This window comes from Acidovorax sp. PRC11, from assembly GCF_031844105.1.
GTDB lineage: Bacteria > Pseudomonadota > Gammaproteobacteria > Burkholderiales > Burkholderiaceae_C > Paracidovorax.
On the sequence record NZ_JAUZUQ010000001.1, the window covers coordinates 308412 to 332477 of the forward strand.

25 protein-coding genes are annotated in these 24066 nt (G+C 66.7%); 21 read left to right on the forward strand and 4 right to left on the reverse strand.

Annotation, left to right across the window (positions count from 1 at the left end):
- Nucleotides 1-66 precede the first annotated feature (66 nt).
- The 19 genes from Q9R47_RS01400 (at nt 67) to Q9R47_RS01490 (ending at nt 19298) form a co-directional block, all read left to right on the forward strand.
- Nucleotides 67-1434 carry an MFS transporter gene (locus tag Q9R47_RS01400; protein WP_162524646.1) on the forward strand — a complete coding sequence of 456 codons (1368 nt, stop codon included), beginning with the start codon at nt 67-69 and terminating at the stop codon, nt 1432-1434.
- Between the two features lie 24 nt (nt 1435-1458).
- Nucleotides 1459-3240, forward strand: coding sequence for an acyl-CoA dehydrogenase (locus tag Q9R47_RS01405; protein ID WP_043373373.1), 1782 nt, complete (start codon nt 1459-1461; stop codon nt 3238-3240).
- 24 nt (nt 3241-3264) lie between these two features.
- Nucleotides 3265-4014, forward strand: coding sequence for an electron transfer flavoprotein subunit beta/FixA family protein (locus Q9R47_RS01410; RefSeq protein ID WP_015014594.1), 750 nt, complete (start codon nt 3265-3267; stop codon nt 4012-4014).
- Nucleotides 4015-4947 carry an electron transfer flavoprotein subunit alpha/FixB family protein gene (locus tag Q9R47_RS01415; protein ID WP_154163155.1) on the forward strand — a complete coding sequence of 311 codons (933 nt, stop codon included), beginning with the start codon at nt 4015-4017 and terminating at the stop codon, nt 4945-4947.
- Nucleotides 4948-4964: 17 nt separating this feature from the next.
- On the forward strand, nt 4965-5879 hold the full coding sequence (locus tag Q9R47_RS01420; RefSeq protein WP_027015136.1) for a LysR family transcriptional regulator: 915 nt from the start codon (nt 4965-4967) through the stop codon (nt 5877-5879).
- Between the two features lie 25 nt (nt 5880-5904).
- Nucleotides 5905-6135, forward strand: coding sequence for an EexN family lipoprotein (locus Q9R47_RS01425; RefSeq protein WP_027015135.1), 231 nt, complete (start codon nt 5905-5907; stop codon nt 6133-6135).
- 217 nt (nt 6136-6352) lie between these two features.
- Complete coding sequence (locus Q9R47_RS01430) at nt 6353-8371, forward strand: conjugal transfer protein TraG (RefSeq protein ID WP_154163156.1); 2019 nt, start codon at nt 6353-6355, stop codon at nt 8369-8371.
- Nucleotides 8368-8832: a CopG family transcriptional regulator gene (locus tag Q9R47_RS01435; RefSeq protein WP_012436232.1), complete on the forward strand. Its 465-nt coding sequence runs from the start codon at nt 8368-8370 to the stop codon at nt 8830-8832. The genes Q9R47_RS01430 and Q9R47_RS01435 overlap by 4 nt, the downstream gene beginning before the upstream one ends.
- Complete coding sequence (gene trbB, locus Q9R47_RS01440) at nt 8829-9866, forward strand: P-type conjugative transfer ATPase TrbB (RefSeq protein ID WP_027015133.1); 1038 nt, start codon at nt 8829-8831, stop codon at nt 9864-9866. Before Q9R47_RS01435 ends, trbB begins: the two co-directional genes overlap by 4 nt.
- Nucleotides 9863-10255, forward strand: coding sequence for a TrbC/VirB2 family protein (locus Q9R47_RS01445; RefSeq protein ID WP_154163157.1), 393 nt, complete (start codon nt 9863-9865; stop codon nt 10253-10255). The genes trbB and Q9R47_RS01445 overlap by 4 nt, the downstream gene beginning before the upstream one ends.
- Nucleotides 10252-10536, forward strand: coding sequence for a VirB3 family type IV secretion system protein (locus Q9R47_RS01450; protein WP_154163158.1), 285 nt, complete (start codon nt 10252-10254; stop codon nt 10534-10536). Before Q9R47_RS01445 ends, Q9R47_RS01450 begins: the two co-directional genes overlap by 4 nt.
- 19 nt (nt 10537-10555) lie before the next feature.
- Entirely contained in the window at nt 10556-13033 is a 2478-nt protein-coding gene (gene trbE / locus Q9R47_RS01455) for a conjugal transfer protein TrbE (RefSeq protein ID WP_154163159.1), read from the forward strand.
- A complete protein-coding gene (gene trbJ, locus Q9R47_RS01460) occupies nt 13030-13785 on the forward strand; it encodes a P-type conjugative transfer protein TrbJ (protein ID WP_154163160.1) in 756 nt (251 codons plus the stop codon). Before trbE ends, trbJ begins: the two co-directional genes overlap by 4 nt.
- Before the next feature lie 12 nt (nt 13786-13797).
- Complete coding sequence (gene trbL / locus Q9R47_RS01465; protein ID WP_027015128.1) at nt 13798-15165, forward strand: P-type conjugative transfer protein TrbL; 1368 nt, start codon at nt 13798-13800, stop codon at nt 15163-15165.
- A gap of 11 nt (nt 15166-15176) precedes the next feature.
- Nucleotides 15177-15881, forward strand: coding sequence for a conjugal transfer protein TrbF (trbF, locus tag Q9R47_RS01470; protein WP_154163161.1), 705 nt, complete (start codon nt 15177-15179; stop codon nt 15879-15881).
- The gene (trbG, locus tag Q9R47_RS01475; protein WP_154163162.1) at nt 15878-16900 is read left to right on the forward strand and encodes a P-type conjugative transfer protein TrbG; all 1023 of its coding nucleotides are present in this window, start codon (nt 15878-15880) and stop codon (nt 16898-16900) included. The genes trbF and trbG overlap by 4 nt, the downstream gene beginning before the upstream one ends.
- Nucleotides 16901-16902: 2 nt before the next feature.
- Complete coding sequence (locus Q9R47_RS01480) at nt 16903-18171, forward strand: TrbI/VirB10 family protein (protein ID WP_311231425.1); 1269 nt, start codon at nt 16903-16905, stop codon at nt 18169-18171.
- A complete protein-coding gene (locus Q9R47_RS01485) occupies nt 18168-18428 on the forward strand; it encodes a DUF2274 domain-containing protein (protein ID WP_154163164.1) in 261 nt (86 codons plus the stop codon). Before Q9R47_RS01480 ends, Q9R47_RS01485 begins: the two co-directional genes overlap by 4 nt.
- A gap of 141 nt (nt 18429-18569) precedes the next feature.
- The gene (locus Q9R47_RS01490; protein ID WP_154163165.1) at nt 18570-19298 is read left to right on the forward strand and encodes a hypothetical protein; all 729 of its coding nucleotides are present in this window, start codon (nt 18570-18572) and stop codon (nt 19296-19298) included.
- A 251-nt stretch (nt 19299-19549) separates the two neighbouring features.
- On the opposite strand, the gene Q9R47_RS01495 is transcribed toward Q9R47_RS01490, so the two are convergent.
- A complete protein-coding gene (locus tag Q9R47_RS01495; protein ID WP_311231426.1) occupies nt 19550-19957 on the reverse strand; it encodes a heme-binding protein in 408 nt (135 codons plus the stop codon).
- Between the two features lie 255 nt (nt 19958-20212).
- Between Q9R47_RS01495 and Q9R47_RS01500 the strand changes: the two genes are divergently transcribed.
- Nucleotides 20213-20905: a Bax inhibitor-1/YccA family protein gene (locus tag Q9R47_RS01500; protein ID WP_311231546.1), complete on the forward strand. Its 693-nt coding sequence runs from the start codon at nt 20213-20215 to the stop codon at nt 20903-20905.
- Nucleotides 20906-21064: 159 nt separating this feature from the next.
- A complete protein-coding gene (locus Q9R47_RS01505) occupies nt 21065-21475 on the forward strand; it encodes a hypothetical protein (protein WP_311231427.1) in 411 nt (136 codons plus the stop codon).
- A 64-nt stretch (nt 21476-21539) separates the two neighbouring features.
- On the opposite strand, the gene rlmD is transcribed toward Q9R47_RS01505, so the two are convergent.
- The 3 genes from rlmD to Q9R47_RS01520 all read right to left on the reverse strand — a co-directional run bounded on the left by rlmD (nt 21540) and on the right by Q9R47_RS01520 (nt 23985).
- Nucleotides 21540-23015: a 23S rRNA (uracil(1939)-C(5))-methyltransferase RlmD gene (gene rlmD, locus Q9R47_RS01510; protein ID WP_311231428.1), complete on the reverse strand. Its 1476-nt coding sequence runs from the start codon at nt 23013-23015 to the stop codon at nt 21540-21542.
- 55 nt (nt 23016-23070) lie between these two features.
- Complete coding sequence (locus tag Q9R47_RS01515) at nt 23071-23397, reverse strand: hypothetical protein (RefSeq protein ID WP_311231429.1); 327 nt, start codon at nt 23395-23397, stop codon at nt 23071-23073.
- Between the two features lie 105 nt (nt 23398-23502).
- Entirely contained in the window at nt 23503-23985 is a 483-nt protein-coding gene (locus tag Q9R47_RS01520) for an Lrp/AsnC ligand binding domain-containing protein (RefSeq protein ID WP_311231430.1), read from the reverse strand.
- Nucleotides 23986-24066 lie beyond the last annotated feature (81 nt).

A 24066-nucleotide genomic window follows, 5' to 3' on the forward strand; every position in this document is an offset into this window, starting at 1 on the left:
ACATGTAGCGGAGCGGCGATGACCGCCGCCCCACGATCCAGAGCCTAACTCAAAGGAGACAAACACGTGTGCCAAATCGACATGCAGAAGCTCGCCGACGACGCTCGCTTCAACCGCTTTCATGCCAAGGTGCTTCTGTGGTGCCTGTTGATTCTCATCATCGACGGCTATGACATCGCCGTGATGGGCATCGCCCTGCCGTCCATCATGCAGCAGATGGGCGTGAACGCATCGACTGCCGGTTTCATGGCCAGTTCGGCCCTGTTCGGCATGATGTTCGGCGCCATGGTTCTGGGCACGCTGTCCGACCGGATTGGTCGGCGCTGGGCCCTCTCCATTGGCGTCATGCTGTTCAGCGTGTTCACCGCGGCCGCCGGATTCACCAAGGATCCCATCAGCTTCAGCGTGGTGCGCTTCATCGCGGGCCTGGGGATTGGCGGTGTGCTGCCGGTCATCGTGGCACAGATGGTCGAGTACTCGCCCAAGAAGATCCGCAGCCTGATGACGGCGCTGATGACTTCGGGCTACGCACTGGGCGGCATCCTGGCCGCGGTATTGGGCAAGCAACTGATCGGCGAGTACGGCTGGCAGGCCGTGTTCATCGCGGCGGGGGTGCCCGTGCTGCTAGTTCCGTTCATCCTGAAGTTGGTGCCGGAGTCCATGACCTACCTGATCTCTCAACGTCGCAACGGCGAGCTCGCCGAAGTGGCACGCCATCTCCAGCCGGGGGGCAAGCACCCGGCGGACGCGCAGTTCGTCGTGCCCGCTGCCGACCGCGTGGCGGGTGCGCCGGTTGCCCGCCTGTTCCAGGACGGGCGGGGCCTGAGCACGATGCTGTTCTGGGTGGCCTTCTTCTCGGGTCTGTTCATGGTCTATGCGCTCAGCAGCTGGCTGACCAAGCTGATGGCGATGGCTGGCTACAGCCTGGGGTCTGCACTCAGCTTCGTGATCGCGCTGAACGTTGGCGCCATCATCGGTGCCGTGGGCGGCGGATGGCTCGCCGACAAGTTCAACATCAAGTGGGTGCTGGTGGCGATGTATGCGCTGGGCGGCGTGCTGCTGTACCTGATGACGTTCCAGACCTCGACCGAGCTGCGTTATCTGATCATCGGCGCGGTCGGCGCCTGCACCACCGGCGCGCAATTGGTGGCCTATGCCTACTGCGGGCAGTTTTACCCGATGTCCATCCGCTCGACCGGCATCGGCATGGCCTCCGGCGTGGGGCGCCTGGGCGCGATCGTGGCGCCGCTGCTAATCGGCCAGATCGTTGCGCTTGAGCTGCCGCTGGAGCAGAACTTCCTGGTGATCGGGGCTTTCGGAATCATCGGCTCGATCGCTCTGGCGTTCATCAGGCATGGCGGCCCGGCGTCGGTGGGCCCGCAAGAGGCTGCACGCGAGTTGCGCCCGTCGCAACAGACGCCGCAAAACGCCTGATCGTAGCCATCAAGGAAATTCGCTGTGTCTGTCTACATAGCCCCCCTGCGCGAAATGCTGTTCGCCATGAAAGAGGTCGGCGGCCTGGACGCGATCTGCGCCCAGCCCGACCATGAAGAAACCACGCCCGACCTGGTCGAGGCCATCCTGCAGGAGGCGGCTAATTACGCCGCTGGCGTGCTGGATCCGCTCAACCGCCCCGGCGACGTGCAGGGCGCGCGCTGGCACGATGGTCGGGTCACGCCCGCCGACGGCTTTCGCGAAGCCTGGGCCAGCTTCTGCGAGAACGGCTGGAACGGCATGCCCGCTGCCACCGAATGGGGCGGCCAGGGCCTGCCCACGCTGGTCTCCACCGCCGTGCTGGAGATGTGGAAGTCGTCCAACCTCGCGTTCAGCCTGTGCCAGATGCTCACGCTGGGCGCGGTGGAGGCCATTGCGCACCATGGCAGCGACGCACTCCAGCGCCGCTTCCTGGCACCCATGGTCGAGGGCCGCTGGACGGGCACCATGAACCTCACCGAGCCCCAGGCCGGCTCTGACCTGGCCGCGCTGCGCAGCCGTGCCGTACACGAGGGCGACCACTACCGCGTCAGCGGCAACAAGATCTTCATCACCTGGGGCGAGCACGACATGGCCGAGAACATCGTGCACCTGGTGCTGGCGCGCCTACCCGATGCGCCACCGGGGGTGAAAGGCATCTCGCTGTTCCTTTGCCCGAAGTACCTGGTCAACGACGATGGCACCCTGGGCGAACGCAACGACTTGGCCTGCACGTCGATTGAGCACAAGATGGGCATCCACGGCAGCCCCACGGCGTCGATGAGTTTTGGCGACAGCGGCGGCGCTATCGGCTACCTGGTCGGCGAGCCGCACCAGGGGCTGGCCTGCATGTTCACCATGATGAACCACGCGCGGCTGAACGTTGGCCTGGAAGGCGTGGGCATTTCCGAGCGCGCCTACCAGCGCGCACGCGCCTATGCGCTGGAGCGGGTGCAGGGCAAGCCGCTGATCAGCGGCAGCACCGCCATCGCAGGCCACCCGGACGTGCGGCGCATGCTGATGGACATGAAGGCCCGCACCGAGGCCATGCGCGCGCTGGCCTACTTCTGCGCCGGTCAGATGGACCGCGCCGCGGGCCACGCCGATGCGCAGGAGCGCGCGCAGGCGCAGGCCCTGGTCGGCCTGCTGATACCGGTGGTCAAAGGCTGGTGTACCGACAGCGCGCAGGGCATCACGTCCGACGGCGTGCAGGTGCATGGCGGCATGGGCTACGTCGAGGAAACCGGCGCCTCCCAGCACATGCGCGACGCGCGCATCACGACCATCTACGAAGGCACCACGGGCATCCAGGCCAACGACCTGATCGGCCGCAAGCTGGCACGCGAGGGCGGGCGCACGCTGAAGGCGCTGCTGGGCCGCATCGACGGCGATGCGCGCCGGTTGGTCGAATCGCCCGATGCAGTGCTGGCGCAGATCGGCCGCGCGTTGGCAGCCGCTGCCCAGGCGCTGGACGAAGCGGTCGACTGGCTGCTGGCCCACGACGGTCAACCCGCGCAGTGCGCGGCGGGCGCCGTGCCCTTCCTGCGGCTGGCGGGCACCGTGATCGGCGGCTGGCTGTCGGCGCGCATGGCCGAAGCCGCTACCGCGCAACTCGCGGCGGGCGCGGGCGATGCGGGCTTTCTCGGTACCAAGCGCGCCACAGCCAGCCATTACGCGGCGCATGTCCTGGTGCAGGCGCCGATGCTGCGCGACATCGTCACGGGCGGCGCCGCCAGCACGCTGGCCCTGGCGGACGATCAACTCTGAATGATCCTGAAAGGAAACCCTCCCATGAAAATCCTGGTTCCCGTCAAGCGGGTGGTTGACTACAACGTCAAGGTCCGCGTCAAGAGCGATGGCAGCGGCGTGGACATCGCCAATGTCAAGATGAGCATGAACCCCTTCGACGAGATTGCCGTCGAAGAGGCTGTGCGGCTCAGGGAGAAAGGCGCGGCAACGGAGATCGTCGCCGTCTCGTGCGGCGTGTCTCAATGCCAGGAGACGCTGCGCACCGCCATGGCCATCGGTGCCGACCGCGGCATCCTAGTCGAGACCAATGAAGAACTGCAGCCGCTGGCCGTGGCTAAGCTGCTCAAGGCCCTGATCGACAAGGAACAGCCCGGCCTCGTGATCCTGGGCAAGCAGGCCATCGACGACGACTGCAACCAGACCGGCCAGATGCTGGCGGCGCTGGCCGGTCTACCGCAAGCCACCTTCGCCTCCAAGGTCGAGCTCGCCGGCGACAAGGCAGCCGTGACCCGCGAAGTGGACGGCGGCCTGGAAACCCTTAGCCTCACGCTGCCCGCGGTCATCACCGCCGACCTGCGTCTGAACGAACCGCGCTACGTCACCTTGCCCAACATCATGAAGGCCAAGAAAAAGCCGCTGGACACCATCAAGCCCGAAGACCTCGGCGTTCAAGTCGCCCCGCGCCTGAAGACCCTGAAGGTGACCGAACCCGCCAAGCGCGGCGCCGGCGTGAAGGTGGCTGACGTGGCCGCCCTGGTCGAAAAACTCAAGAACGAAGCGAAGGTGATCTAAATGTCGGTACTCGTTATTGCTGAACACGACAACGCATCCATCAAGGGCGCAACCCTGAACACCGTGACGGCTGCAGCCGCTTGCGGTGGCGACGTGCACGTGCTGGTGGCCGGCCACAATGTCGGCGCTGCCGCACAAGCCGCCGCCCAGATCGCCGGTGTCGCCAAGGTCATCCACGCCGACGCCGCAGGCTTGGCCCACGGCCTGGCCGAGAACGTGGCCGCCCAGGTGCTGGCCATCGCCGGCAACTACAGCCACATCCTGTTCCCGGCCACGGCCGGCGGCAAGAACGTGGCCCCCCGCGTGGCCGCCAAGCTCGACGTCGCCCAGATCAGCGACATCACCAAGGTGGTGAGCGCCGACACCTTCGAACGCCCCATCTACGCCGGCAATGCCATCGCCACCGTGCAAAGCAGCGACGCCACCAAAGTCATCACCGTGCGCACCACCGGCTTCGACGCCGCCGCCGCCACCGGAGGCTCGGCCGCCGTCGAAACCACCGCAGCAGCAGCAGACGCCGGCAAGAGCAGCTTCGTGGGCAGCGAAATCGCCAAGAGCGACCGCCCCGAACTCACCGCCGCCAAGATCATCGTCTCGGGCGGCCGGGCGCTGGGGAGCAAGGAAAAGTTCGACGAAGTCATGACCCCGCTGGCCGACAAGCTGGGCGCGGCCATTGGCGCCAGCCGGGCGGCGGTGGACGCGGGCTACGCCCCCAACGACCTGCAAGTGGGGCAGACGGGCAAGATCGTGGCGCCGCAGCTGTACGTGGCCGCCGGCATCTCGGGCGCCATCCAGCACCTGGCGGGGATGAAGGACTCCAAGGTGATCGTGGCGATCAACAAGGACCCGGAGGCGCCGATCTTCAGCGTGGCCGACTACGGGCTGGAGGCGGACCTGTTCGCGGCTGTGCCGGAACTCGTCAAGGCCTTTTAACTTGGATGAGATACACCATGGAGCTTCGGCATTTGCGTTGCTTTATAGCGGTGGCCGAAGAACTTCACTTTGGCCGCGCAGCGGAAAAGCTGCACATCGATCAGTCCCCTTTGTCGCGCACCATCAAGGAGATAGAGGAAGAGCTCGGGGCGCAACTGTTCACGCGAACCACGCGAAGCACCCGCCTGACCTTTGCCGGAATGGCATTCCTGGAGCGGGTGCCGCGAATCTTCGAAGCTCTGAAACAGGCGTGTGACGGCGTCAAGTCCGCCGCCAGTGGGTTTCAGGGACAGTTGCGCATCGCTTTGTCCGATGGCATCACGCCCTCGCGAATGCCGACGCTGCTGGCACGGTGCCGAGAGGAAGATCCAGAGATTGACATTCGGTTATTTGAGGTGCCGTTGGACCAACAGATCAAGGGTCTGCACGATGACCTGTATGACGTCGGCTTTTCGATGGCCGAAGAGGTGGGCGACGGCATTGTGGTCAGGCCTGCGTGGGAAGACGAGCTGATGGTGGCGGTCCCAGCTCGCCATCCTGTGCTGGCCCACAAGCACGTTCCGTTGGAAGAAGTGCTGCGCTATCCGCTGGCGCTATGCGATCCGGCGATATGCGAAGGCCATGCACGCCAAGTTGATCGCGTTTTGCAGCGCTACGAGCAACAGCCACTGATCGCCCAGCGCGTGGCGTCCTATGAGGTGATGATGACCTTAGTCTCCGCCGGATTGGCACTTGGTTTGGCGGGCGCCGCGCACATTGCATCCGGCCGTGGGCCAGGTGTTGTGGCCCGGCGCTTGGCGGGCAAGTCGCAGATGCTGGCCACGTATCTGCTGCACCGTGACGTGGAGCCCTCCGAAATGCTGGCTCGGTTCATCGCACGAGTGGACTCCATTGATTCGGCGGATGGCTCCAGCGCCGCCGAGGACTCCTGATCCACCTGCTGAAAGGACCCAAGCCATGCCCCGATTCCTGTCGCTGCTGATGGCCGCTGCACTGACAGCCTCCTGTGGGCCATCCCAACCGACGGAAACCGTGGACTTCCTCGTGGCCCATCCTGAGCGTCTCAAGGAAGTCCAGCGCCTGTGCAAGGAAGAGCGCGCGAAGGCCGGCGAAGAACTCTGCCGACGTGCCGCCGAGGCCGCGAATCGCCGCTTCTTCGGTGATCGGCCGGAGCAGAAGCCTCAATAGGGCACCCCTCCGTCGCGGCGCCGCGACGAAGGTCTCACTGTTACCTCATCACGCCGCAGCGCGCTCGCGCATGCGGCATTTTTATTGTCTTCGCCACAGCAATAAGTCTGGCTCTTTTGGCCTGAATCCCCGCCACAACGGTCTTTGACCGACCTGCACGCTCGCCTTGATCCTCGGCACTACGGCACGTTCCTGTGCCGTAGTGGGAGGTTGACCAATGCAAGGAACGAACGTGCTGTTCGGTCAGATTGCCGTTGTCTTCGGCATCGTGATCGCTGGCGTATGGAGCGCTACGCAATGGACGGCCGCCGCCCTGGGCTACCAGCTACGCCTGGGCTCGCCGTGGTTCGATTTCTTCGGCACGCCGGTCTATCACCCCTGGCGCCTGTTCGAGTGGTGGTTCTTCTTCGACGCCTACGCGCCGCATGTCTTTGACGTGGGCGGTGCCATTGCCGCAGGCAGCGGCCTGATCGCGGTGGTGGTTGCCATCGGCATGTCGATCTGGCGCTCGCGCCAGTCCAAGCTGGTCACGACCTACGGGACGGCTCGCTGGGCCAACGCGGAGGACATTTGCAAGGCGGGGCTTGACCAGCCTGCGGGCGTGTTCCTCGGCCAGCATCGCCAGCAGTACCTGCGACATGAAGGCCCAGAGCATGTTCTGACCTTCGCGCCTACCCGCTCGGGCAAAGGCGTGGGCCTGGTGGTTCCCACCTTGTTGAGCTGGCCTGCATCGGCCGTCATTCACGACATCAAGGGCGAGAACTGGAGCATCACCGCCGGCTGGCGCTCGCGCTTCTCGCATTGCCTGCTGTTCAACCCGACCGATGCGAAGTCGTCGGCCTACAACCCACTGCTGGAGGTGAGGCGCGGCGCGCACGAAGTGCGCGACGTGCAGAACATCGCAGACATTCTGGTCGATCCCGAAGGAGCACTGGAGCGGCGCAACCATTGGGAAAAGACTAGCCACGCGCTACTTGTCGGCGCCATCCTCCATGTGCTCTATGCGGGCGAAGACAAGACGCTGCGCGGCGTCGCCAACTTCCTCTCCGACCCGGCCAGCCCGTTCGAGCTGACCTTGCACCGGATGATGACCACGCCGCACCTCGGCGATGGGCCGCATCCGGTCGTCGCATCGGCGGCGCGTGAAGTCCTCAACAAGAGCGACAACGAACGCTCCGGCGTGCTGTCCACGGCCATGTCGTTCCTTGGCCTGTACCGCGATCCCACGGTGGCCGAAGTCACCTCACGCTGCGACTGGCGCATCGCTGACCTGATCGCGGCCGAGCATCCGGTATCGCTGTATCTGGTGGTGCCGCCTTCGGACATATCGCGGACGAAGCCGCTCATTCGCCTGATCCTCAACCAGATCGGGCGGCGCCTCACCGAATCGCTCGATGGCTCCGATGGGATCGAGCGCCGCCACAAGCTGCTGCTGATGCTCGATGAGTTCCCTGCGTTGGGGCGCCTGGACTTCTTCGAGACGGCGCTGGCCTTCATGGCCGGCTACGGTATCCGCAGCTTCCTCATCGCCCAGTCGCTCAATCAGATTGACAAAGCCTACGGCCAGAACCATTCGATCCTGGACAACTGCCATGTCCGGGTGACGTTCGCCACCAACGACGAGCGCACCGCCAAGCGCATCTCCGAAACGCTGGGCACCGCGACCGAGCTGCGCGCGCAGCGCAACTACGCCGGCCACCGGCTCGCGCCATGGCTCGGGCATCTGATGGTGTCGCGCCAGGAGACGGCACGTCCGCTGCTCACGCCGGGCGAGGTAATGCAGCTTCCGCCCGACGAGGCCGTGGTGATGGTGTCCAGCGTGGCGCCCATCAAGGCCAAGAAGCTGCGCTACTACGCGGACAGCAATTTCAAGCGGCGCGTGCTTCCGCCGCCGGTGCTTGCAACCCTGTCCATGCAGGGGCGCTATGCCGATGTGCCACCGGAACGCACCGACGACTGGAGCGGGCTGGCGATTCCCGCCATGCCGGTCGCACCGACGGCCGACGCCGCCGATGGGCTGGAGAACCTGGGTTCGGCCGACGACAGCGGCCCACGCCGCCAGCCCGAACTTTCCGAAGCCGTCACCTACGACCCCGACCTGGTTGCGCCCGCAGCCGACCTCGGGCTGCTCGATGACGACGACATGCCGCATCCCCTTCCTCGCCAGCTCGATCCGGCCCTGCAGCGCACGGCCCGGCTGGCTTCCCTCGACCCTGACGACGGAATCGACCTATGACCCAACACCGCCTCAATGTGTTCATCCAGCCGGAGCACAGCAAGCGGCTCGATGAACTGGCCGCCAAGAAGGGCGTGTCCAAGTCCAGCATCGTCGCGGCGGCCCTGGCCTCCTGGCTGTCGCCCGATGCGGCCGACCAGCGCGAGGCGGCAATTGCCAAGCGGCTGGACCGCCTGTCGCGCCACGCCGAGCGCCTGGAGCGCGACCAGAACATTGCCATCGAAACATTGGCGCTGTTCATCCGCTATTTCCTCACGGTGAGCACACCCGTGCCCGAGGCCCATCAGGATGCCGCTCGCGCCCAGGGCAAGGCCCGCTTCGAGCAGTTCGTCGAACAGCTCGGACGGCATTTGCTGCGCGGGCGCAGCCTGGTGCGGGATGTGGTGGAGGAACTGCACACCGATCCGACGCGACCGGAGGGCGCTGCGGCCGTCGCGGATGCCCAGGAGCGTGCCTTATGAGCGCCGTTCCTTCCTCCTTCACGGCCACCTCGCTGGATCGCCGCATCCAGATGCTGCGCACGGCCATGGGGCCGCTGATCGCTGCCGCGCTCGAAGACCCAGACGTGGTGGAAATCATGCTCAACCCCGACCGCACGCTCTGGGTGGATCGGCTGTCCACGGGCCGCGCGCCGATGGGCGTGGAGCTGTCCGAGGCCGATGGCGAACGCATCATCCGCCTCGTTGCAGCTCACGTTGGCGCGGAAGTTCATCGGGGCCAGCCGTTGTTGACGGCAGAGCTGCCCGAGACGGGCGAACGCTTCGAGGGCATCCTGCCGCCCGCCGCGCCGGGGCCGGCCTTCGCCTTGCGCAAGCGCGCCTTTGGCGTGATCCCACTGTCGCGCTACATCGAGGACGGAATGATGACCGCCGCGCAGGCGGGCCTGCTGGTGCGCGCCGTGCGCGAGCGCCAGAACATCCTGATCGCAGGCGGCACCAGCACGGGCAAGACCACGCTCGCCAATGCCTTGCTCGCCGAGATTGCCGCTACCGGTGACCGCGTGCTGGTGCTTGAAGACACGGTGGAGCTGCAATGCGCGGCGCGCGATCACGTACCGCTGCGCACGCGCCAGGGCGTGGTGTCGATGACCGAGCTGGTGCGCTCTTCCATGCGCCTGCGCCCGGATCGCGTGATCGTTGGCGAAGTGCGTGGTGCCGAGGCGCTGGATCTCATCAAGGTATGGGGCACGGGCCACCCCGGCGGCATCGCCACCATCCACGCCGGCTCCGCGCTGGGCGCGCTGCTGCGCCTGGAGCAACTGATTCTCGAAGTGGCGGAGAACCCGCCCCGTGCGCTGATCGCGGAAGCGGTCAACGTGGTCATCCACATCGCCGGGCGCGGACGCAAGCGCCGCATCGAGAGCATCGCCCGCGTCGTCGGCTTCGATGGCGCGGGCTACCAACTGGCGGATGCGCTGGAGGCTCCATTCCCGGAGCTGCTGTCGCAGTCCGACCTTTCTTCCCTGTCCCTTGACCAACCTGGAGAACTGCCATGACGCAGATGATCGTTCCTGCTTTCCGTATTTCTGCAAACCCGCTTGCCCTGCGCTGCCGTCCCGCGCGGCTGGATGGCTTGGCACGCCCAGCCCTGCAGGGCCTGATGCTCGCGGCGCTGACGCTGCTGCTCGCAGGCACCGCGCAGGCCGCCGGTTCCTCGATGCCTTGGGAGGGGCCGCTGCAATCCATCCTGGAGTCGATCCAGGGTCCGGTGGCCCGGATCATCGCGGTCATCATCATCATCGCCACGGGCCTGGCGCTGGCCTTCGGCGATGCCTCGGGCGGTTTTCGCAAGCTGATCCAGATCGTCTTCGGTCTGTCGATCGCGTTTGCCGCGTCCTCGTTCTTCCTGTCGTTCTTCAGCTTCTCGGGCGGGGCTGTCGTATGAGCGCGGCCCACGATGGCGTGCAGGGGTTCGCTCCGGGGTTCGAAGTGCCACTGCACCGCTCGCTGACCGAGCCGATCCTGCTGGGCGGCGCGCCGCGCACGGTGGCGATTGCCAATGGCACCTTGGCCGCGGCCGTGGGCTTGGGCCTGCAACTGTGGATTCCGGGCGTGGTGCTCTGGATCGCCGGCCATGCGCTGGCGGTCTGGGGCGCGCGTGTCGATCCGCAGTTCATGCAAGTCTTCGCGCGCCATATCAAGCACCGGCCGCTGCTGGACGTGTAGGGGCAAAGGGAGATATCGCATGCTGAACCTTGCCGAATACCGCCAGCGCCCGGCCTTGCTGGCTGACTGGCTGCCTTGGGCCGGGCTGATCGCTCCGGGCGTCGTGCTGAACAAGGATGGCTCCTTCCAGCGCACGGCGCGCTTTCGGGGGCCAGACCTCGACAGTGCCACGCAGGGCGAGCTGATCTCTACGTCAGCACGGTTGAACAACGCGCTGCGCAGGCTGGGTTCGGGCTGGGCCTTGTTCATCGAAGCCGAGCGCCGGCCCGCCGCCAACTACCCGCACTCGGAGTTTCCCGAGCCGCTGTCCTGGCTGGTGGACGAAGAGCGACGGGCAGCCTTCGAGGACTCCGGCAACCATTTCGAGAGCGGCTATCACCTCACGCTGGTGTATCTACCGCCCGAGGAGGCCCGCGCCCGTGCGGTCGGAATGCTGTACGAGAACCGTCCGACCGAGGGCGTGGACTGGCGTGAGCGCCTGACCGCGTTCGTCGCGGAGACGGATCGGATTTTCGACCTGCTCGATGGTGTGATGCCGGAGATTGCGTGGCTCGATGACAGCCAGACGCTGACCTACCTGCACTCGACTATTTCCACGCGGCGCTACCGCGTGGGCGTGCCAGAGGTGCCATTCCACCTCGATGCCTTGCTGGCCGATTCCGCGCTGATCGGCGGACTGGCACCGATGCTGGGCGACCAGCACCTGCGCGTGGCGACGGTGCGGGGATTTCCGACTTCGACTTGGCCGGGGATTCTGGATGACCTCAACCGTCTCAGCTTTGCGTACCGCTGGAGTACGCGCTTTCTCTGCCTCGACAAAGCCGATGCGGAAAAAGAGCTTTCCCGCCTACGCCGCCAGTGGTTCGCCAAGCGCAAAAACGTGATCGCGCTGCTGCGCGAGACGATCTTCCAGCAGGAAAGCCCGCTGGTCGATACCGACGCCAGCAACAAGGCCACCGATGCTGATGCCGCCTTGCAAGAGCTGGGCAGCGATCAAGTGGCCTTCGGCTACGTGACGGCGACCGTCACAGTCATGGACGCGGATGCCGCCGTGGCCGACGAGAAGCTGCGCAGGGTGGAGCGCGTCATCCAGGGGCGTGGCTTCGTCACCATCCCCGAAACGCTCAACGCCGTGGATGCGTGGCTGTCGTCCATTCCGGGCCATGCCTACGCCAACGTCCGCGAGCCCATCGTCTCGACGCTGAACCTGGCGCACCTGATGCCGGTGTCGGCGGTATGGGCCGGGCCGGAGAAGAACGCGCATCTCGACGGCCCGCCGCTGATCGTCACGCGCACTGAGGGCGCGACGCCGTTCCGGCTGGTTACGCACATCGGCGACGTGGGCCACACGCTGGTGGCTGGGCCAACCGGTATGGGCAAGTCCGTGCTGCTCGCCACTTTGGCGATGCAGTTTCGGCGCTATCGCGGCTCGCGCATCTTCGCCTTCGACATGGGGCGCTCGATGCGCGCCACGATCCTGGGCCTGGGCGGCGAGCACTACGACCTTGGGCTGGATGGCGAGATCGCTTTCCAACCACTCGCGCGCATCGACCGCGAGGGCTACCGCACCTGGGCGGCTGAATGGATCGAAGGCCGTTTGCGGCATGAGGGCGTGGCCGTCGGCCCCGAGGAGAAGGTGGCCATTTGGTCGGCGCTGGGAAGCCTGGCCGGAGCTCCGGTGGAGCAGCGCACGATGACGGGCCTTTCCGTACTGTTGCAATCGAACGCGCTGCGGCAGGCGCTCGCGCCCTATGTGCTCGGCGGCGCCCACGGCAAGCTGCTGGACGCGGATTCGGATCGACTGGGCTCCGGCTCCGTGCAGTGCTTTGAGATGGAAGAGCTGATGCACAACAAGGCCGCCGTCATGGCCGTGCTGCATTACCTCTTTGCACGGTTCGATGAACGCTTTGACGGCGCACCGACGCTGCTGATCCTCGATGAAGCGTGGCTGTTCCTCGATGACCCGGTGTTCGCGGCGCGCATCCGCCAATGGCTCAAGACGCTGCGCAAGAAGAACGTGAGCGTCATCTTCGCCACGCAGAGTCTGGCGGACATCAAGGATTCGAGCATCGCGCCCGCAATCATCGAGAGCTGCGCGAGCCGCATCTTTCTGCCGAACCCGCAGGCGACCGAGCCGCAGATTCGCACCATCTACGAGGGCTTCGGCCTCAACAGGCGGCAAATCGAGATCGTCGCCACGGCGCAGCCCAAGCGCGACTACTACTACCAATCGCGCCTGGGCAATCGCCTGTTCGACCTCGACCTGGGAACCGCGACGCTGGCCTTTGCGGGCGCATCCACGCCGCAAGACCAGCGCGACATCGACGCGGTGCTCGCTGCCGCCAGCACCTCCACGCCTTCCGCTTCCACCCCGTTCGCAGCCGCCTGGCTGCGCCACTGCAGCCTCGATTGGGCGGCCGATCTGCTGCGCGATTTCCCCGGCCCCGCGCCGGGTGCCGCCCCCATCCCCAGCCATCCCCAGGAGAACCTGCCATGAAAACCCATACCCACAAGCTCGCCGCGCTGACCACCGCCTGCGTGCTCGCCTTCGGCATCGCGCAGCCCGCGCATGCACTGTTCGGCGTCGGCGACATCGTGTTCGATCCGACCAATCTGGTGCAGAACACGCTCACCGCCGTTCGCACGCTGGAGCAGATCAACAACCAGATCCGCCAGCTTCAGAACGAAGCGCAGATGCTCATCAACCAGGCGCGCAACCTGGCCAGCCTGCCGTCCAGCGTGGTGGGCCAGCTGCGCGCCAACCTAGCGACCACCCAGCGGCTCATCGCCCAGGCCAAGGGCATGGCCTACGACGTGGCGAACATGGACCAGATGTTCCAGCGTCTGTACCCCGAGCAGTACGCCGCCACCGTCAGCGGCAATCAGATGTACCGCGACGCGCAGGAGCGCTGGAAGAACACGCTCACTGGCCTGCAGACCACCATGCAGATGCAGGCCCAGGCGTCGCAGAACCTCAGCGATGACGAGGGCGTGCTGGCCGACCTCGTGGGCAAGAGCCAGTCCGCCGTGGGCGCTCTCCAGGCGATGCAGGCCATGAACCAGCTGCTAGCCCTGCAGGCCAAGCAGTCGATCCAGACGCAGCGGTTGCAGATCACGCAGGACCGCGCGGCCTCGCTGGAGCTGGCGCGGCAGGCCGCCGCCGTGGAGCGGGGCCGCGAAGTCACGCGCCGCTTCCTGGGGTCAGGCACGCCGTACACACCGCAGCCCGTCGATTTCTACAGCCGCTGACGAGGCCGGGCCATGAATGACGTATCGGTCATTGATCGTTTCCTCGACACCTTTTCGCGCTACATCGACTCGGGCTTCGGCCTGCTGCACGGCGAGGTGGCATTCCTCACGGCCACGCTGATCGTCATCGACATGACGCTCGCCGGGCTGTTCTGGGCGATGGGCCATGCCACCGGCCAGGGCGAGGACGTAATCGCCAAGCTCATCCGCAAGGTGCTGTACGTCGGTGCCTTCGCCTACATCATCGGCAACTTCAACACCCTGGCGGGCATCCTGTTCCGGTCTTTTGCCGGACTGGGCCTGACGGCCAGCGGCTCGACCTTGAGCATGGGCAACTTCCTGCAACCGGGACGGCTGGCCAAGGCCGGTATCGACGCGGCGGCGCCCATCCTCGACCAGATCCGGGAGATGGCGGGCTTCCCAGAGGTCTTCATCCACATCGCGCCCATCGTCGTGCTGTTCCTCGCGTGGCTGGTGGTCATCGTCAGCTTCTTCGTGCTGGCGGTGCAGCTTTTTGTCACGCTGATCGAGTTCAAGCTGACCACGCTGGCGGGCTTCGTGCTGGTGCCGTTCGCCCTCTGGAACAAGACTGCGTTCCTCGCCGAGAAGGTCTTGGGCAACGCGGTGTCCTCAGGCATCAAGGTACTGGTGCTTGCCGTCATCGTGGGCATCGGCTCGGGGCTGTTCGCCGAATTCCGGATACCGCCGGGCTCCGAGCCCTCCATCGACCAGGCACTGGTCATCATGCTGGCTTCGCTGTCACTGCTGGCCCTGGGCATCTTCGGTCCGGGCATTGCGACGGGCTTGGTATCGGGCGGCCCGCAGCTCGGCGCTGGCGCGATGGCCGGTGCTGCCGTTGGGGCGGCCGGCGCCGCCGTCGCGGTCGGCGCAGCGGCCTCTGGCGTCGGCAGCGCCGTGGCGGCTGGGGCGCGCATGGCACCCGCCGCCGCGAGGATGGCTGGGGACGGGGCCCGCTCGATGGCATCGACCGCCGGCAGCGCCCGGTCGGCGTACCAGGCAGGTTCCGCCCCGGCCGGTGGCAGCCTCAAGGGTGCCCCCGCCGGCGTGGGCAACGTGGCCAAGACCGGTGCGCAGGCCGCCGGACAGAAGGTGGCCGACGGAGCGCGCTCGATGAAGGAGCGTGTCGCTGCTTCCTTCCGACCCGATGACGCCGGATCGGCATCGGGGGCAGCTGCTGGGACGCAGAGCACCAGCGAAGCCGCCGCACGACCTCCATCCACCGAGCAGCCGGCCTGGGCCAAGCGCCTGCATCGCAGGCAGCAACTCACCCATGCCGCGACCACCGCCGCCCACACGCTGCGTGGCGGCGATGGCGGCAGCTCCAGCCAGGGCCCAAGCCTTCGCGATTCCGATTCATAAGGAGAACTCCCATGCGATTCAAACGACCGCAGCTGCGCTACGCCGACACACCGCAACCTGCCACTCCGTACCAAGCCGCAGGCCAGGTGTGGGACGAGCGTATCGGCTCGGCCCGCGTGCAGGCAAAGAACTGGCGTTTCATGGCACTGGGCTGCCTCACCTTGGCCGTGCTGATGGCGGGCGGCCTGGTCTGGCGTTCCGCGCAGTCCATCGTGACGCCCTACGTGGTGGAGGTGGACAACGCGGGCCAGGTGCGCGCGGTCGGCGAGGCCGCCACGCCATATCGACCCAACGATGCGCAGATGGCCTATCACCTGGGCCGCTTCATCGGGCTGGTGCGCTCGCTGTCCATCGACTCCATCGTCGTGCGGCAGAACTGGCTCGATGCCTACAACTACACCACGGACAAGGGTGCCGTGGCGCTCAACGAGTACGCCCGCGTGAACGATCCGTTCGCGCGCATCGGCAAGGAGTCGGTGACGGTGCAGATCAGCAGCGTGACCCGCGCCAGCGACCAGTCGTTCAACGTGCGCTGGACGGAGACGCGCTTTGTGAACGGTGCGCTGGATCGCACCGAACGCTGGAACGCAGTGGTTTCCATCGTGCAGCAGACCCCTCGCACCGAGCAGCGGCTGCGCAAGAACCCCCTGGGCATCTACGTCAACGGGCTGTCGTGGAGCCGTGAGCTGGAAGGAAACGAAGGAGCAAAACCATGAATGATCTTTTGCGTAAATCCGCCTTGCCGGCGATCCTGCTGGCATCCACCGTCCTGTTTGCAGGCTGCGCTTCGCAGGGCAAGCCGCCGCCGGCCATCTCGCTCGATGAGCCGGTGCAGGCCCAGCCGCTGCCGGAGCCACCCAAGCCGGTGGAGGTGGTCACGGTGCCCCAGCCGCTCGCGCTGCCGTCGCAGCTGAAGCCGCTGCCCGAAGGTGAAGAAGCCAAGCCTGCGCCAGAGCCTGCCGACGAAAAGGTGCGCGTGTCGCGTGCCAATGCCGAGGCCCGTGTGGCGCCCACGCGCGAGGGCTACGTCAATGCGATCCAGGTGTGGCCCTTCACCGATGGCGCGCTGTACCAGGTCTATGCAGCCGTGGGCCGCGTGACGGTGGTTTCGCTGCAACCGGGCGAGGAACTGGTGACGGTGGCCGCTGGCGATACCGTGCGCTGGATCGTTGGGGACACATCGAGCGGCAGCGGTGATGCGTTGCGCGTCAACGTGATGGTCAAGCCCATCCGCTCGGGCCTCAAGACCAATCTGGTCGTCACTACCAGCCGGCGCACCTATCTGCTGGAGCTGACCTCGACTGAGAAGACATGGATGGCTTCGGTGTCCTGGGAGTACCCCAAGGACAAGATGCTGGCCCTGCAGCGCCAGGCGCAGGCGGCCAGCACTGCCGCTTCGGTCGATACTGGCCTGTCGCTGGAGAAGATCCGTTTCCGCTACGCAGTCAGCGGCAGCAATCCGCCGTGGAAGCCGCTGCGCGCCTTCGATGACGGCGAGAAGGTCTACATCCAGTTCCCGCCGGGCATCGCCCAGGGCGAACTGCCGCCGCTGTTCGTGATCGGTGCGCAGGGCGATGGGCAGTTGGTGAACTACCGCTTCCGCTCGCCGTACTACATCGTCGATCGCCTGTTCGGCGCGGCCGAGCTGCGCCTGGGTGGCGGCAAGGGCACTGAAGGCGACGTGGTGCGGATTGAGCGCACGGATGGTGCTTCGAGTGGCACGCGGAGGAACTGACCATGAGCCAGGACGATTCTCCTGACCTTGCGCCGCAGGCGGGCAAGGTGGCACCCGAGGCGGTGGCGCTGCGCGCGCAGCCGCGTCCGGTCACGCGCCTGAACCGACGCACGCTGGCCATCCTCACCGGCGGCCTGTCGGTTGCCGTGCTCGGAGCCACGATCTGGTCATTGCAGCCGCACCGGCGCAATGCAGGCGAGCAGACCGAGCTGTACAACGTAGATCGTGTCTCTAAGTCCGAAGGGCTGGACGGCCTGCCTTCGGACTATTCCAAACTGCCCGCGAAGGTGCCCGAGCTGGGGCCGCCGCTGCCGGGCGATCTCGGCCCGGCGATCGTGAAGTCGCAGCAGCCGGCGACGCCCACCTATGCGCCGCCGGGCAACGACCCGGATGATGCACGGCGCAAGGAGGCCGATGCCGCAGCGGCTTCGTCGGTATTCTTCCGCTCGGGCACGCCCGGCAAGACGAGTGCGCCAGCGACCGCGCAAGTCGCCGCCGCCGGTTCGGCATCGACCTTGGCGGGGTTCGATCCTCTGGCTGCCGGGCCGGCCTCGACGGCGGCCCAACCCACCGACCCCACCGCTGCGCAGAACCGGCAAGACCAGAAAGAGGCTTTCCTGAAAGGCGGTTCTACGGAAACCCTCAATTCCGGCAATCTGCAGATGCCAGCCTCGCCGTACCAGGTCATGGCTGGGACCGTGATCGCGGGTGCGCTGGTGACGGGTATCAAGTCCGATCTTCCGGGCGACGTGATCGCCACCGTGACGGAGCCGGTCTATGACACGGCCACGGGCAAGTTCCTGCTGATCCCGCAGGGCTCGCGCATCCAGGGCAAGTACAACAGCCAAGTGAGCTACGGGCAAAGCCGCGTGCAGGTGGTGTGGAACCGCATCATCCTGCCCGACACGTCGTCGCTGAAGCTCGACAACCTCGCGGGCACCGATCCTGCCGGCTACGCCGGCCTGGAGGATGGCGTCGATTGGCACTGGGATCGCGTCTTCGCGGGCGCGGCGCTGACCACGTTGCTGGGCGTGGGCGCCGAGTTGGCCGCGCCGCAGAACCGGCAGGACGGCAACCGCGTCATCATCGCCGGGCGCGACAGCCTGCAGGACAGCGTGAACCAGGTCGGCCAGGAGATGACCCGGCGCAACATGAACATCCAGCCCACCCTGACCGAGCGGCCGGGCCTGCCGGTGCGCATCATCGCCAACCGCGACCTCGTCTTGCGTCCGTACCAGCCCTTGTTCTTCAACCGGGGAGCCGCGAAATGAACACCTCCAAGAAACTGCGGCTGGGGCCGCTGCCCAAGACCGAGGCCACGAAGCTCACGTTCTCTTGCCCGACCAGTCTGAAGGCTGAACTCGACCGCTATGCCGCGCTGCACGCACAGACCTACGGCGAGGCGGCCGATGCGGCCACGCTGATCCCGCACATGCTAGAGGCGTTCATGGCGGGGGACCGGGGCTTTAGGCGGGTGGATGCCAAGCGCAAAGCGCAGAAGAGCCTGCCGGCGCACACGCCTGGCTGAACTTGCTAAGATGGCACCATGCACGGGTAGGTGCTGGCCGTCCGCAATGGCAAAGTTCACTCACTACCAATGGCGATTTCCATTGGAATCTTGGTCGGATTCCTACTGAGCGGACCCTAGGAGTCTTCGATTGAGAAACCAATGAAGATGAACACCATCACATGGGCCGATCTGGCCCGCCTCAAGAAGGCCGCCAAGGCGGCCAAAGCCACACTCCCCGACCTGACGCATATGCAACGGCTCAATGCCGTTGCCGCGGCCGAGTATGGAGTGCGCCACTTCCACGAGCTGGAGAAGCGCTACGAAGCGCAATTGGCCAGCCACGTGGACATGGACGGCGGTGCGCACCACTGCCGCTTCTGCTCCTTCACCTTTGATGGAAGGCTGCCCGCTGACATCAAGGCGCACAGCGAGCGGCATCAGCTCTTCGAGGAAGCGCAGGCGACGCTGGGCTTCGTGCCCATGCCGTACAAGGAGCGCGAGCAGGTCAAGCGCACCGGGTACGACTGGATGCGTTCGCCCGACCAGGGAACTCAGCGCCAAGGTGCGCTGGCTGTTCTGCTGTCCCACTTCGAGCGTTCGATGGAGCGCGCCGTTGACGGTGGGCGCTGGCACAAGCACCCGTACTTCGTGGAGTACCTGGCGTATGCGCTGCCCGGCGCTGCCTTTGTCCCTGAGTCGATCCGGCAGCGGCTCGCCAACGAGTTCGGCGAGCAGCCTGGGGTCATTCTGACCGGTTCGACGGACTGGCCGTCGCAGGCCGCCGTCAAGGTGACCCGTTCGACCCCAGATGCCGCTGCCTCTGTGCGGCTTCGCGAAAGCGTGTCGCAGGCGGCGAAAACTGCCGCAGAGGCGTCGATCGCTGCCTGACTGGTTCCTCCACGGAGGGGGAAACCCCCTCCAGAGCATGACGGTGTTTGCCACCGCCATGCTCCCATGTGGCACCTAGCCCACGCAGGCCAACCACCAAAGAGTGACCGATCCAGGCCTAACTGCCTGTGGCGTAAGGGGTTTTAGGCCGGTGCAGGTCCACAGCGGGGACTTGACATCGGACATTTTTCATGGGCGCGACGCAGGGGGCGACGCCGTCCGTCGGGCGCCCCGCCTGCAGGGCGTTCCGATCAGAGGCCGATGGCGGCGATGCCCGCGCGGGCGATCTGCGCGTCCTCGCTCGACTTCACGCCGCTCACGCCGACGGCGCCCAGGCACTGGCCGTCCTTCATGATCGGCACGCCGCCTTCCAGCATGCCGTCGATGAACGGCGCCGTGAGGAAGGCCGTGCGGCCCCCGTTGATGGTGTCTTCGTAGAACTTGCTCTCGCGGCGGCCCAGCGCGGCCGTGCGGGCCTTGCCGGGCGCGATGTGCGACGACAGCGGCGCGGCGCCGTCCAGGCGCTGCAGCGACAGCAGGTGGCCGCCGTCGTCCACGATGGCGATGGTCACGGCCCAGCCGTTGCTGGCGGCCTCGGCTTCCGCGGCGGCGGCGATCTTCTTGACGTCGGCGTATTCGAGTGCGTGTCGGGTCTTCATGGAATGGTTTCGGGAAATGAGGGGAAATGGAACGGGAGCGGGAATGCGGAACACCGCGACCGCGACTGGCAGTGCGGTACCTCGTGCAGGATAGCGCCCGCCAGGGGCCCCTTCGGACGGATTCCCGGCAAAACACTCCATCCCAAAAGGTCGGGAGTGGCAAAGGTTATTTGAAAGCTGCCTGAAAGCCTCCACCTAGAATTTGTCCGTCTGCGATGTGCAGGCCTCAACAGGCAAAGGGAGAGAACGACAATGATGAACGACCGGGTCACCACCTACGACTCCGCGGGATACGGCATCTCGCAGGAGCAGCGGCACCGCGTGCTGCGCAATACCTACTGGCTGCTCGCGCTGAGCATGCTGCCCACGGTGCTGGGCGCATGGCTCGGCGTGGCCACGGGCATCACGGAGTCCCTGCGGGGCGGCGTGGGCCTCATCGTCTTCCTGGGCGGCGCGTTCGGCTTCATGTTCGCCATCGAGAAGACCAAGAACTCCGCGGCCGGCGTTCCCGTGCTGCTGGGCTTCACGTTCTTCATGGGCCTGATGCTGTCGCGCCTCATCGGCATGGTGCTGGGCTTCAAGAACGGCACCGACCTCATCATGACGGCCTTCGCGGGCACCGCGGGCGTGTTCTTCGTCATGGCCAGCCTCGCGAGCGTCATCAAGCGCGACCTCTCCGGCATGGGCAAGTGGCTCTTCGTGGGCGCCATGGTGCTGGTGGTCGGCTCGGTGATCAACGTCTTCGTGGGCTCCTCGGCCGGCATGATGGCGATCTCGGTGGCGGCCATCGGCATCTTCAGCGCCTACATGCTCTACGACCTGAAGCAGATCCTGGACGGCGGCGAGACGAACTACATCAGCGCGACGCTGGCGCTGTACCTGGACGTCTTCAACGTGTTCCAGAGCCTGCTGGCCCTGCTGGGCATCATGGGCGGCGAGCGCGACTGACCGCCCCGGTGCCCCCACGCTGGTCCGGGGCCACCGCTCCCGTCCGCACGAAGAAGGCCTCCGCCCCGCGAGGCCTTTTTCTTTTTTGGCGGTGCCGTCACGTCCTTCGCGGCGCTCCGCCCTCAATGATCCGGCCGCACTGCCGATAATGTCTGGAAGATGCCTTACCGCCGCTCCCCCACCCGCCCGGCCGCGCCGTGCCCACGCCCACGCGCTGCGTGGGTCGCCGCGTGCCTGGCCGCGCCCCTGCTGCTCGCGGGCTGCGACATTCCCGGGCTGGGGCCGGACCCGCGCGCCGTGCAGAAGGAGTCCGAGGCCAAGGCCATCGGCGGTGCCTGCCGGCACGCCCTGCGCGGGCTGGAGGACTGCTTCACCCTCAATCCGAAGGCGGCCAAGGCCCAGGTGTTCGCCGGCTGGAAGGAGATGGACCAGTACATGCGCGAGAACAAGCTCGAGGGAGCGCCCTCGGTGCTGAGCAACCTGGAGAAGCCGCCGGCCGCGCCCGCGGCGCCGGCCCGCCGCAGCGAGGCCGAGACGCGCGAAGGCGGGGCCGGACGCAGCCGCAGCTGACGACGCCGACGCTGCCCCTGCGGGCCCGGCCTCCGCGCGGGGCGGCCGGGTTGCGCCGAGGCGTTCAGGCGCGCTCGAACACCGCCATGCTCTCCACGTGCGCCGTGTGGGGGAACATGTTCACCACGCCGGCCGCCACGCAGCGGTAGCCCGCCTGGTGCACCAGCAGGCCCGCGTCGCGCGCGAGCGTCGCCGGGTTGCAGCTCACGTAGACGATGCGCTGCGGCGGCGTCCAGCCTTCGGCCGAGGCCGGCAGGGGCGGCGCGTCTTCCGCGCCGATGCGCGCCTGGTGGATGTCGGCCAGCGCCTTGGCGAGGGCGAATGCGCCCTCCCGCGGAGGATCGACCAGCCATTTGCCCGCCACGCCGTCGGCGATCAGCATCTCCGGCGTCATCTCGAACAGGTTGCGCGCCACGAAGGTGGTGGCGGCCAGCGCCTGCCCCTGCGGACGGCCCTCCTGGTTCTTGCGGTAGTTCTCGCGCGAGCGGGCCACCAGCGCCTCGCTGCCCTCGATGCCGACGACCTCGCGGGCCAGGGTGGCGATGGGCAGCGTGAAGTTGCCCAGGCCGCAGAACCAGTCGATCACGCGGTCGTCGCGGCCGGCATCCAGCAGGCGCAGGGCGCGCGTCACCAGCACGCGGTTGATGTGCGGGTTCACCTGCGTGAAATCGGTGGGCTTGAACGGCATGGTGATGCCGAAATCCGGCAGCGCATAGGCGAGCTGCGGGCCGCCTTCGTCCAGCAGGCGCACGGTGTCCGGCCCCTTGGGCTGCAGCCACCACTGCACGCCGTGCGCGGCGGCGAAGGCGCGCAGCCGGTCGAGGTCGGCGTCCGAGAGCGGCTCCAGGTGGCGCAGCACAAGGGCGGTGACGTCATCGCCGCAGGCCAGCTCGATCTGCGGGCAGGTGTCGCGCGCATCCATGGAGGCGATCAGCTCGCGCAGCGGCATGAGCAAGGCGCTCACGTGGGGCGGCAGCACCGGGCAGACCTCCATGTCGGCGATGTAGCGGCTCTTGCGCTCATGGAAGCCCACCAGCACCTTGCCCTTCTTGGCGACGTGGCGCACGGCGAGGCGCGCGCGGTAGCGGTAGCCCCAGGCCGGACCCTCGATGGGGCGCAGCACCATCTCGGCCTTCACCTTGCCCAGGTGCCAGAGGTTGTCCTCCAGCACGCGCTGCTTCACGGCCACCTGCGCGCCGACGTGCAGGTGCTGCATCTTGCAGCCGCCGCAGGCGCCGGCATGCAGCCCGAAATGCGGGCAGCCGGGGCGCACGCGCTGGGGCGACTCGCGGTGGATGGCGGTGAGGCTGGCCTGCTCCCAGTTGTTCTTCTTGCGGTGGGTGTTGGCGCTCACCCATTCGAAGGGCAAGGCGCCGTCGATGAAGACGACCTTGCCGTCGGGCCTGCGGGCCACGCCCTGGGCATCCATGTCCATGGACGTGACCTCCAGCCAGCCGGGCGGAAGATCGGCGGCACCGGGGGCCGGTGCGGGGAGTTCGGGGATCTGAAGATTCGCGGTGTCATCGGTGGGGTCGCTCATCCCCCGATTGTCTCAGGCCCGCCGGACCGCCAACGAGTACGGCGGTCGGCGCCGGTCAGCTGCGCGCGGGACGCACGAGGCGCGGCACCGGGTCGTAGGGGGGCAGGCCCCGGCGCGCGGCGGGCATCGAGGCAGCGGCGGGCAGGCGGTTGAATTCCACCTGGCAGTCGCTGGAATCGAGCGAGAACACCATCGTGCTGCCCGGCGCGACGGCCGGCAGGGTCTGGTGGATCTGCCGCGACAAATCGACCGGCGGGGTCTGCGAGCGGTAGATCACCTGCTGGGCGGGCGAATAGACGATGTAGCAGGCGGCGGACGCGGCGGCACTCCAGAGCCCCGCGGACAGCGCGGCGGCGTACAGGGCGAAACGGCAGGCGGTCATCGGGAACTCCTCGGAAAGGGGCGCGGGCGGGAACCGGGGCCACCGGGAGCGGTGGATCGCCGCGCCACACGGTGCTGCCGGAGATTATTGCGGACATTGCGCGGCTCAGGACCGCGTTGCGCGCGCTTCCAGCGCCAGGTGGAAGGAATGCTTCACCTCTTCCATCACCGCGTAGGTGCGGGTTTCGCGCACGCCGGGCAATTGCCAGAGCACCTCGCCGGCGAACTGGCGGTAGGCGTTCATGTCGGCCTGCCGCGTCTTGAGCAGGTAGTCGAAGCCACCGGCCACCATGTGGCACTCCATGATGGCGGGATGCACCTGCACGGCGGCTTTGAACTGGTCGAACACGTTCGGCGTGGTGCGGTCGAGCAGCACCTCGACGAACACCAGCATGCCGGCACCGAGCTTCTGGGGATTGAGCCGTGCCTCGTACCCCAGGATGTAGCCCTCCCGCGTGAGCCGCTGCACCCGCGCCAGCACCGCCGTAGGCGAGAGCGCGACGCTTTCCGCGAGCTTGAGGTTGGCGATGCGGCCGTCGCTTTGCAGGATCGCCAGGATCTTGCGGTCTATGCGATCCAGTTCCTCCATGACACCTCCAACTTACAGTGAATGATTCATCGATATCACGTATTTTTACGCATTCATTCGTCGAACAGAGACGGATGATGG

Excerpts from the sequence above, each read along its gene's own strand:
- Q9R47_RS01410 (WP_015014594.1), top strand. The coding sequence starts at position 3,265 with ATGAAAATCCTGGTTCCCGTCAAGCGGGTGGTTGACTACAACGTCAAG.
- Q9R47_RS01415 (WP_154163155.1), top strand. The coding sequence starts at position 4,015 with ATGTCGGTACTCGTTATTGCTGAACACGACAACGCATCCATCAAGGGC.
- Q9R47_RS01420 (WP_027015136.1), top strand. The coding sequence starts at position 4,965 with ATGGAGCTTCGGCATTTGCGTTGCTTTATAGCGGTGGCCGAAGAACTT.
- Q9R47_RS01425 (WP_027015135.1), top strand. The coding sequence starts at position 5,905 with ATGCCCCGATTCCTGTCGCTGCTGATGGCCGCTGCACTGACAGCCTCC.
- Q9R47_RS01430 (WP_154163156.1), top strand. The coding sequence starts at position 6,353 with ATGCAAGGAACGAACGTGCTGTTCGGTCAGATTGCCGTTGTCTTCGGC.
- Q9R47_RS01435 (WP_012436232.1), top strand. The coding sequence starts at position 8,368 with ATGACCCAACACCGCCTCAATGTGTTCATCCAGCCGGAGCACAGCAAG.
- trbB (WP_027015133.1), top strand. The coding sequence starts at position 8,829 with ATGAGCGCCGTTCCTTCCTCCTTCACGGCCACCTCGCTGGATCGCCGC.
- Q9R47_RS01445 (WP_154163157.1), top strand. The coding sequence starts at position 9,863 with ATGACGCAGATGATCGTTCCTGCTTTCCGTATTTCTGCAAACCCGCTT.
- Q9R47_RS01450 (WP_154163158.1), top strand. The coding sequence starts at position 10,252 with ATGAGCGCGGCCCACGATGGCGTGCAGGGGTTCGCTCCGGGGTTCGAA.
- trbE (WP_154163159.1), top strand. The coding sequence starts at position 10,556 with ATGCTGAACCTTGCCGAATACCGCCAGCGCCCGGCCTTGCTGGCTGAC.
- trbJ (WP_154163160.1), top strand. The coding sequence starts at position 13,030 with ATGAAAACCCATACCCACAAGCTCGCCGCGCTGACCACCGCCTGCGTG.
- trbL (WP_027015128.1), top strand. The coding sequence starts at position 13,798 with ATGAATGACGTATCGGTCATTGATCGTTTCCTCGACACCTTTTCGCGC.
- trbF (WP_154163161.1), top strand. The coding sequence starts at position 15,177 with ATGCGATTCAAACGACCGCAGCTGCGCTACGCCGACACACCGCAACCT.
- trbG (WP_154163162.1), top strand. The coding sequence starts at position 15,878 with ATGAATGATCTTTTGCGTAAATCCGCCTTGCCGGCGATCCTGCTGGCA.
- Q9R47_RS01480 (WP_311231425.1), top strand. The coding sequence starts at position 16,903 with ATGAGCCAGGACGATTCTCCTGACCTTGCGCCGCAGGCGGGCAAGGTG.
- Q9R47_RS01485 (WP_154163164.1), top strand. The coding sequence starts at position 18,168 with ATGAACACCTCCAAGAAACTGCGGCTGGGGCCGCTGCCCAAGACCGAG.
- Q9R47_RS01490 (WP_154163165.1), top strand. The coding sequence starts at position 18,570 with ATGAAGATGAACACCATCACATGGGCCGATCTGGCCCGCCTCAAGAAG.
- Q9R47_RS01495 (WP_311231426.1), bottom strand. The coding sequence starts at position 19,957 with ATGAAGACCCGACACGCACTCGAATACGCCGACGTCAAGAAGATCGCC.
- Q9R47_RS01500 (WP_311231546.1), top strand. The coding sequence starts at position 20,213 with ATGAACGACCGGGTCACCACCTACGACTCCGCGGGATACGGCATCTCG.
- Q9R47_RS01505 (WP_311231427.1), top strand. The coding sequence starts at position 21,065 with ATGCCTTACCGCCGCTCCCCCACCCGCCCGGCCGCGCCGTGCCCACGC.
- rlmD (WP_311231428.1), bottom strand. The coding sequence starts at position 23,015 with ATGAGCGACCCCACCGATGACACCGCGAATCTTCAGATCCCCGAACTC.
- Q9R47_RS01515 (WP_311231429.1), bottom strand. The coding sequence starts at position 23,397 with ATGACCGCCTGCCGTTTCGCCCTGTACGCCGCCGCGCTGTCCGCGGGG.
- Q9R47_RS01520 (WP_311231430.1), bottom strand. The coding sequence starts at position 23,985 with ATGGAGGAACTGGATCGCATAGACCGCAAGATCCTGGCGATCCTGCAA.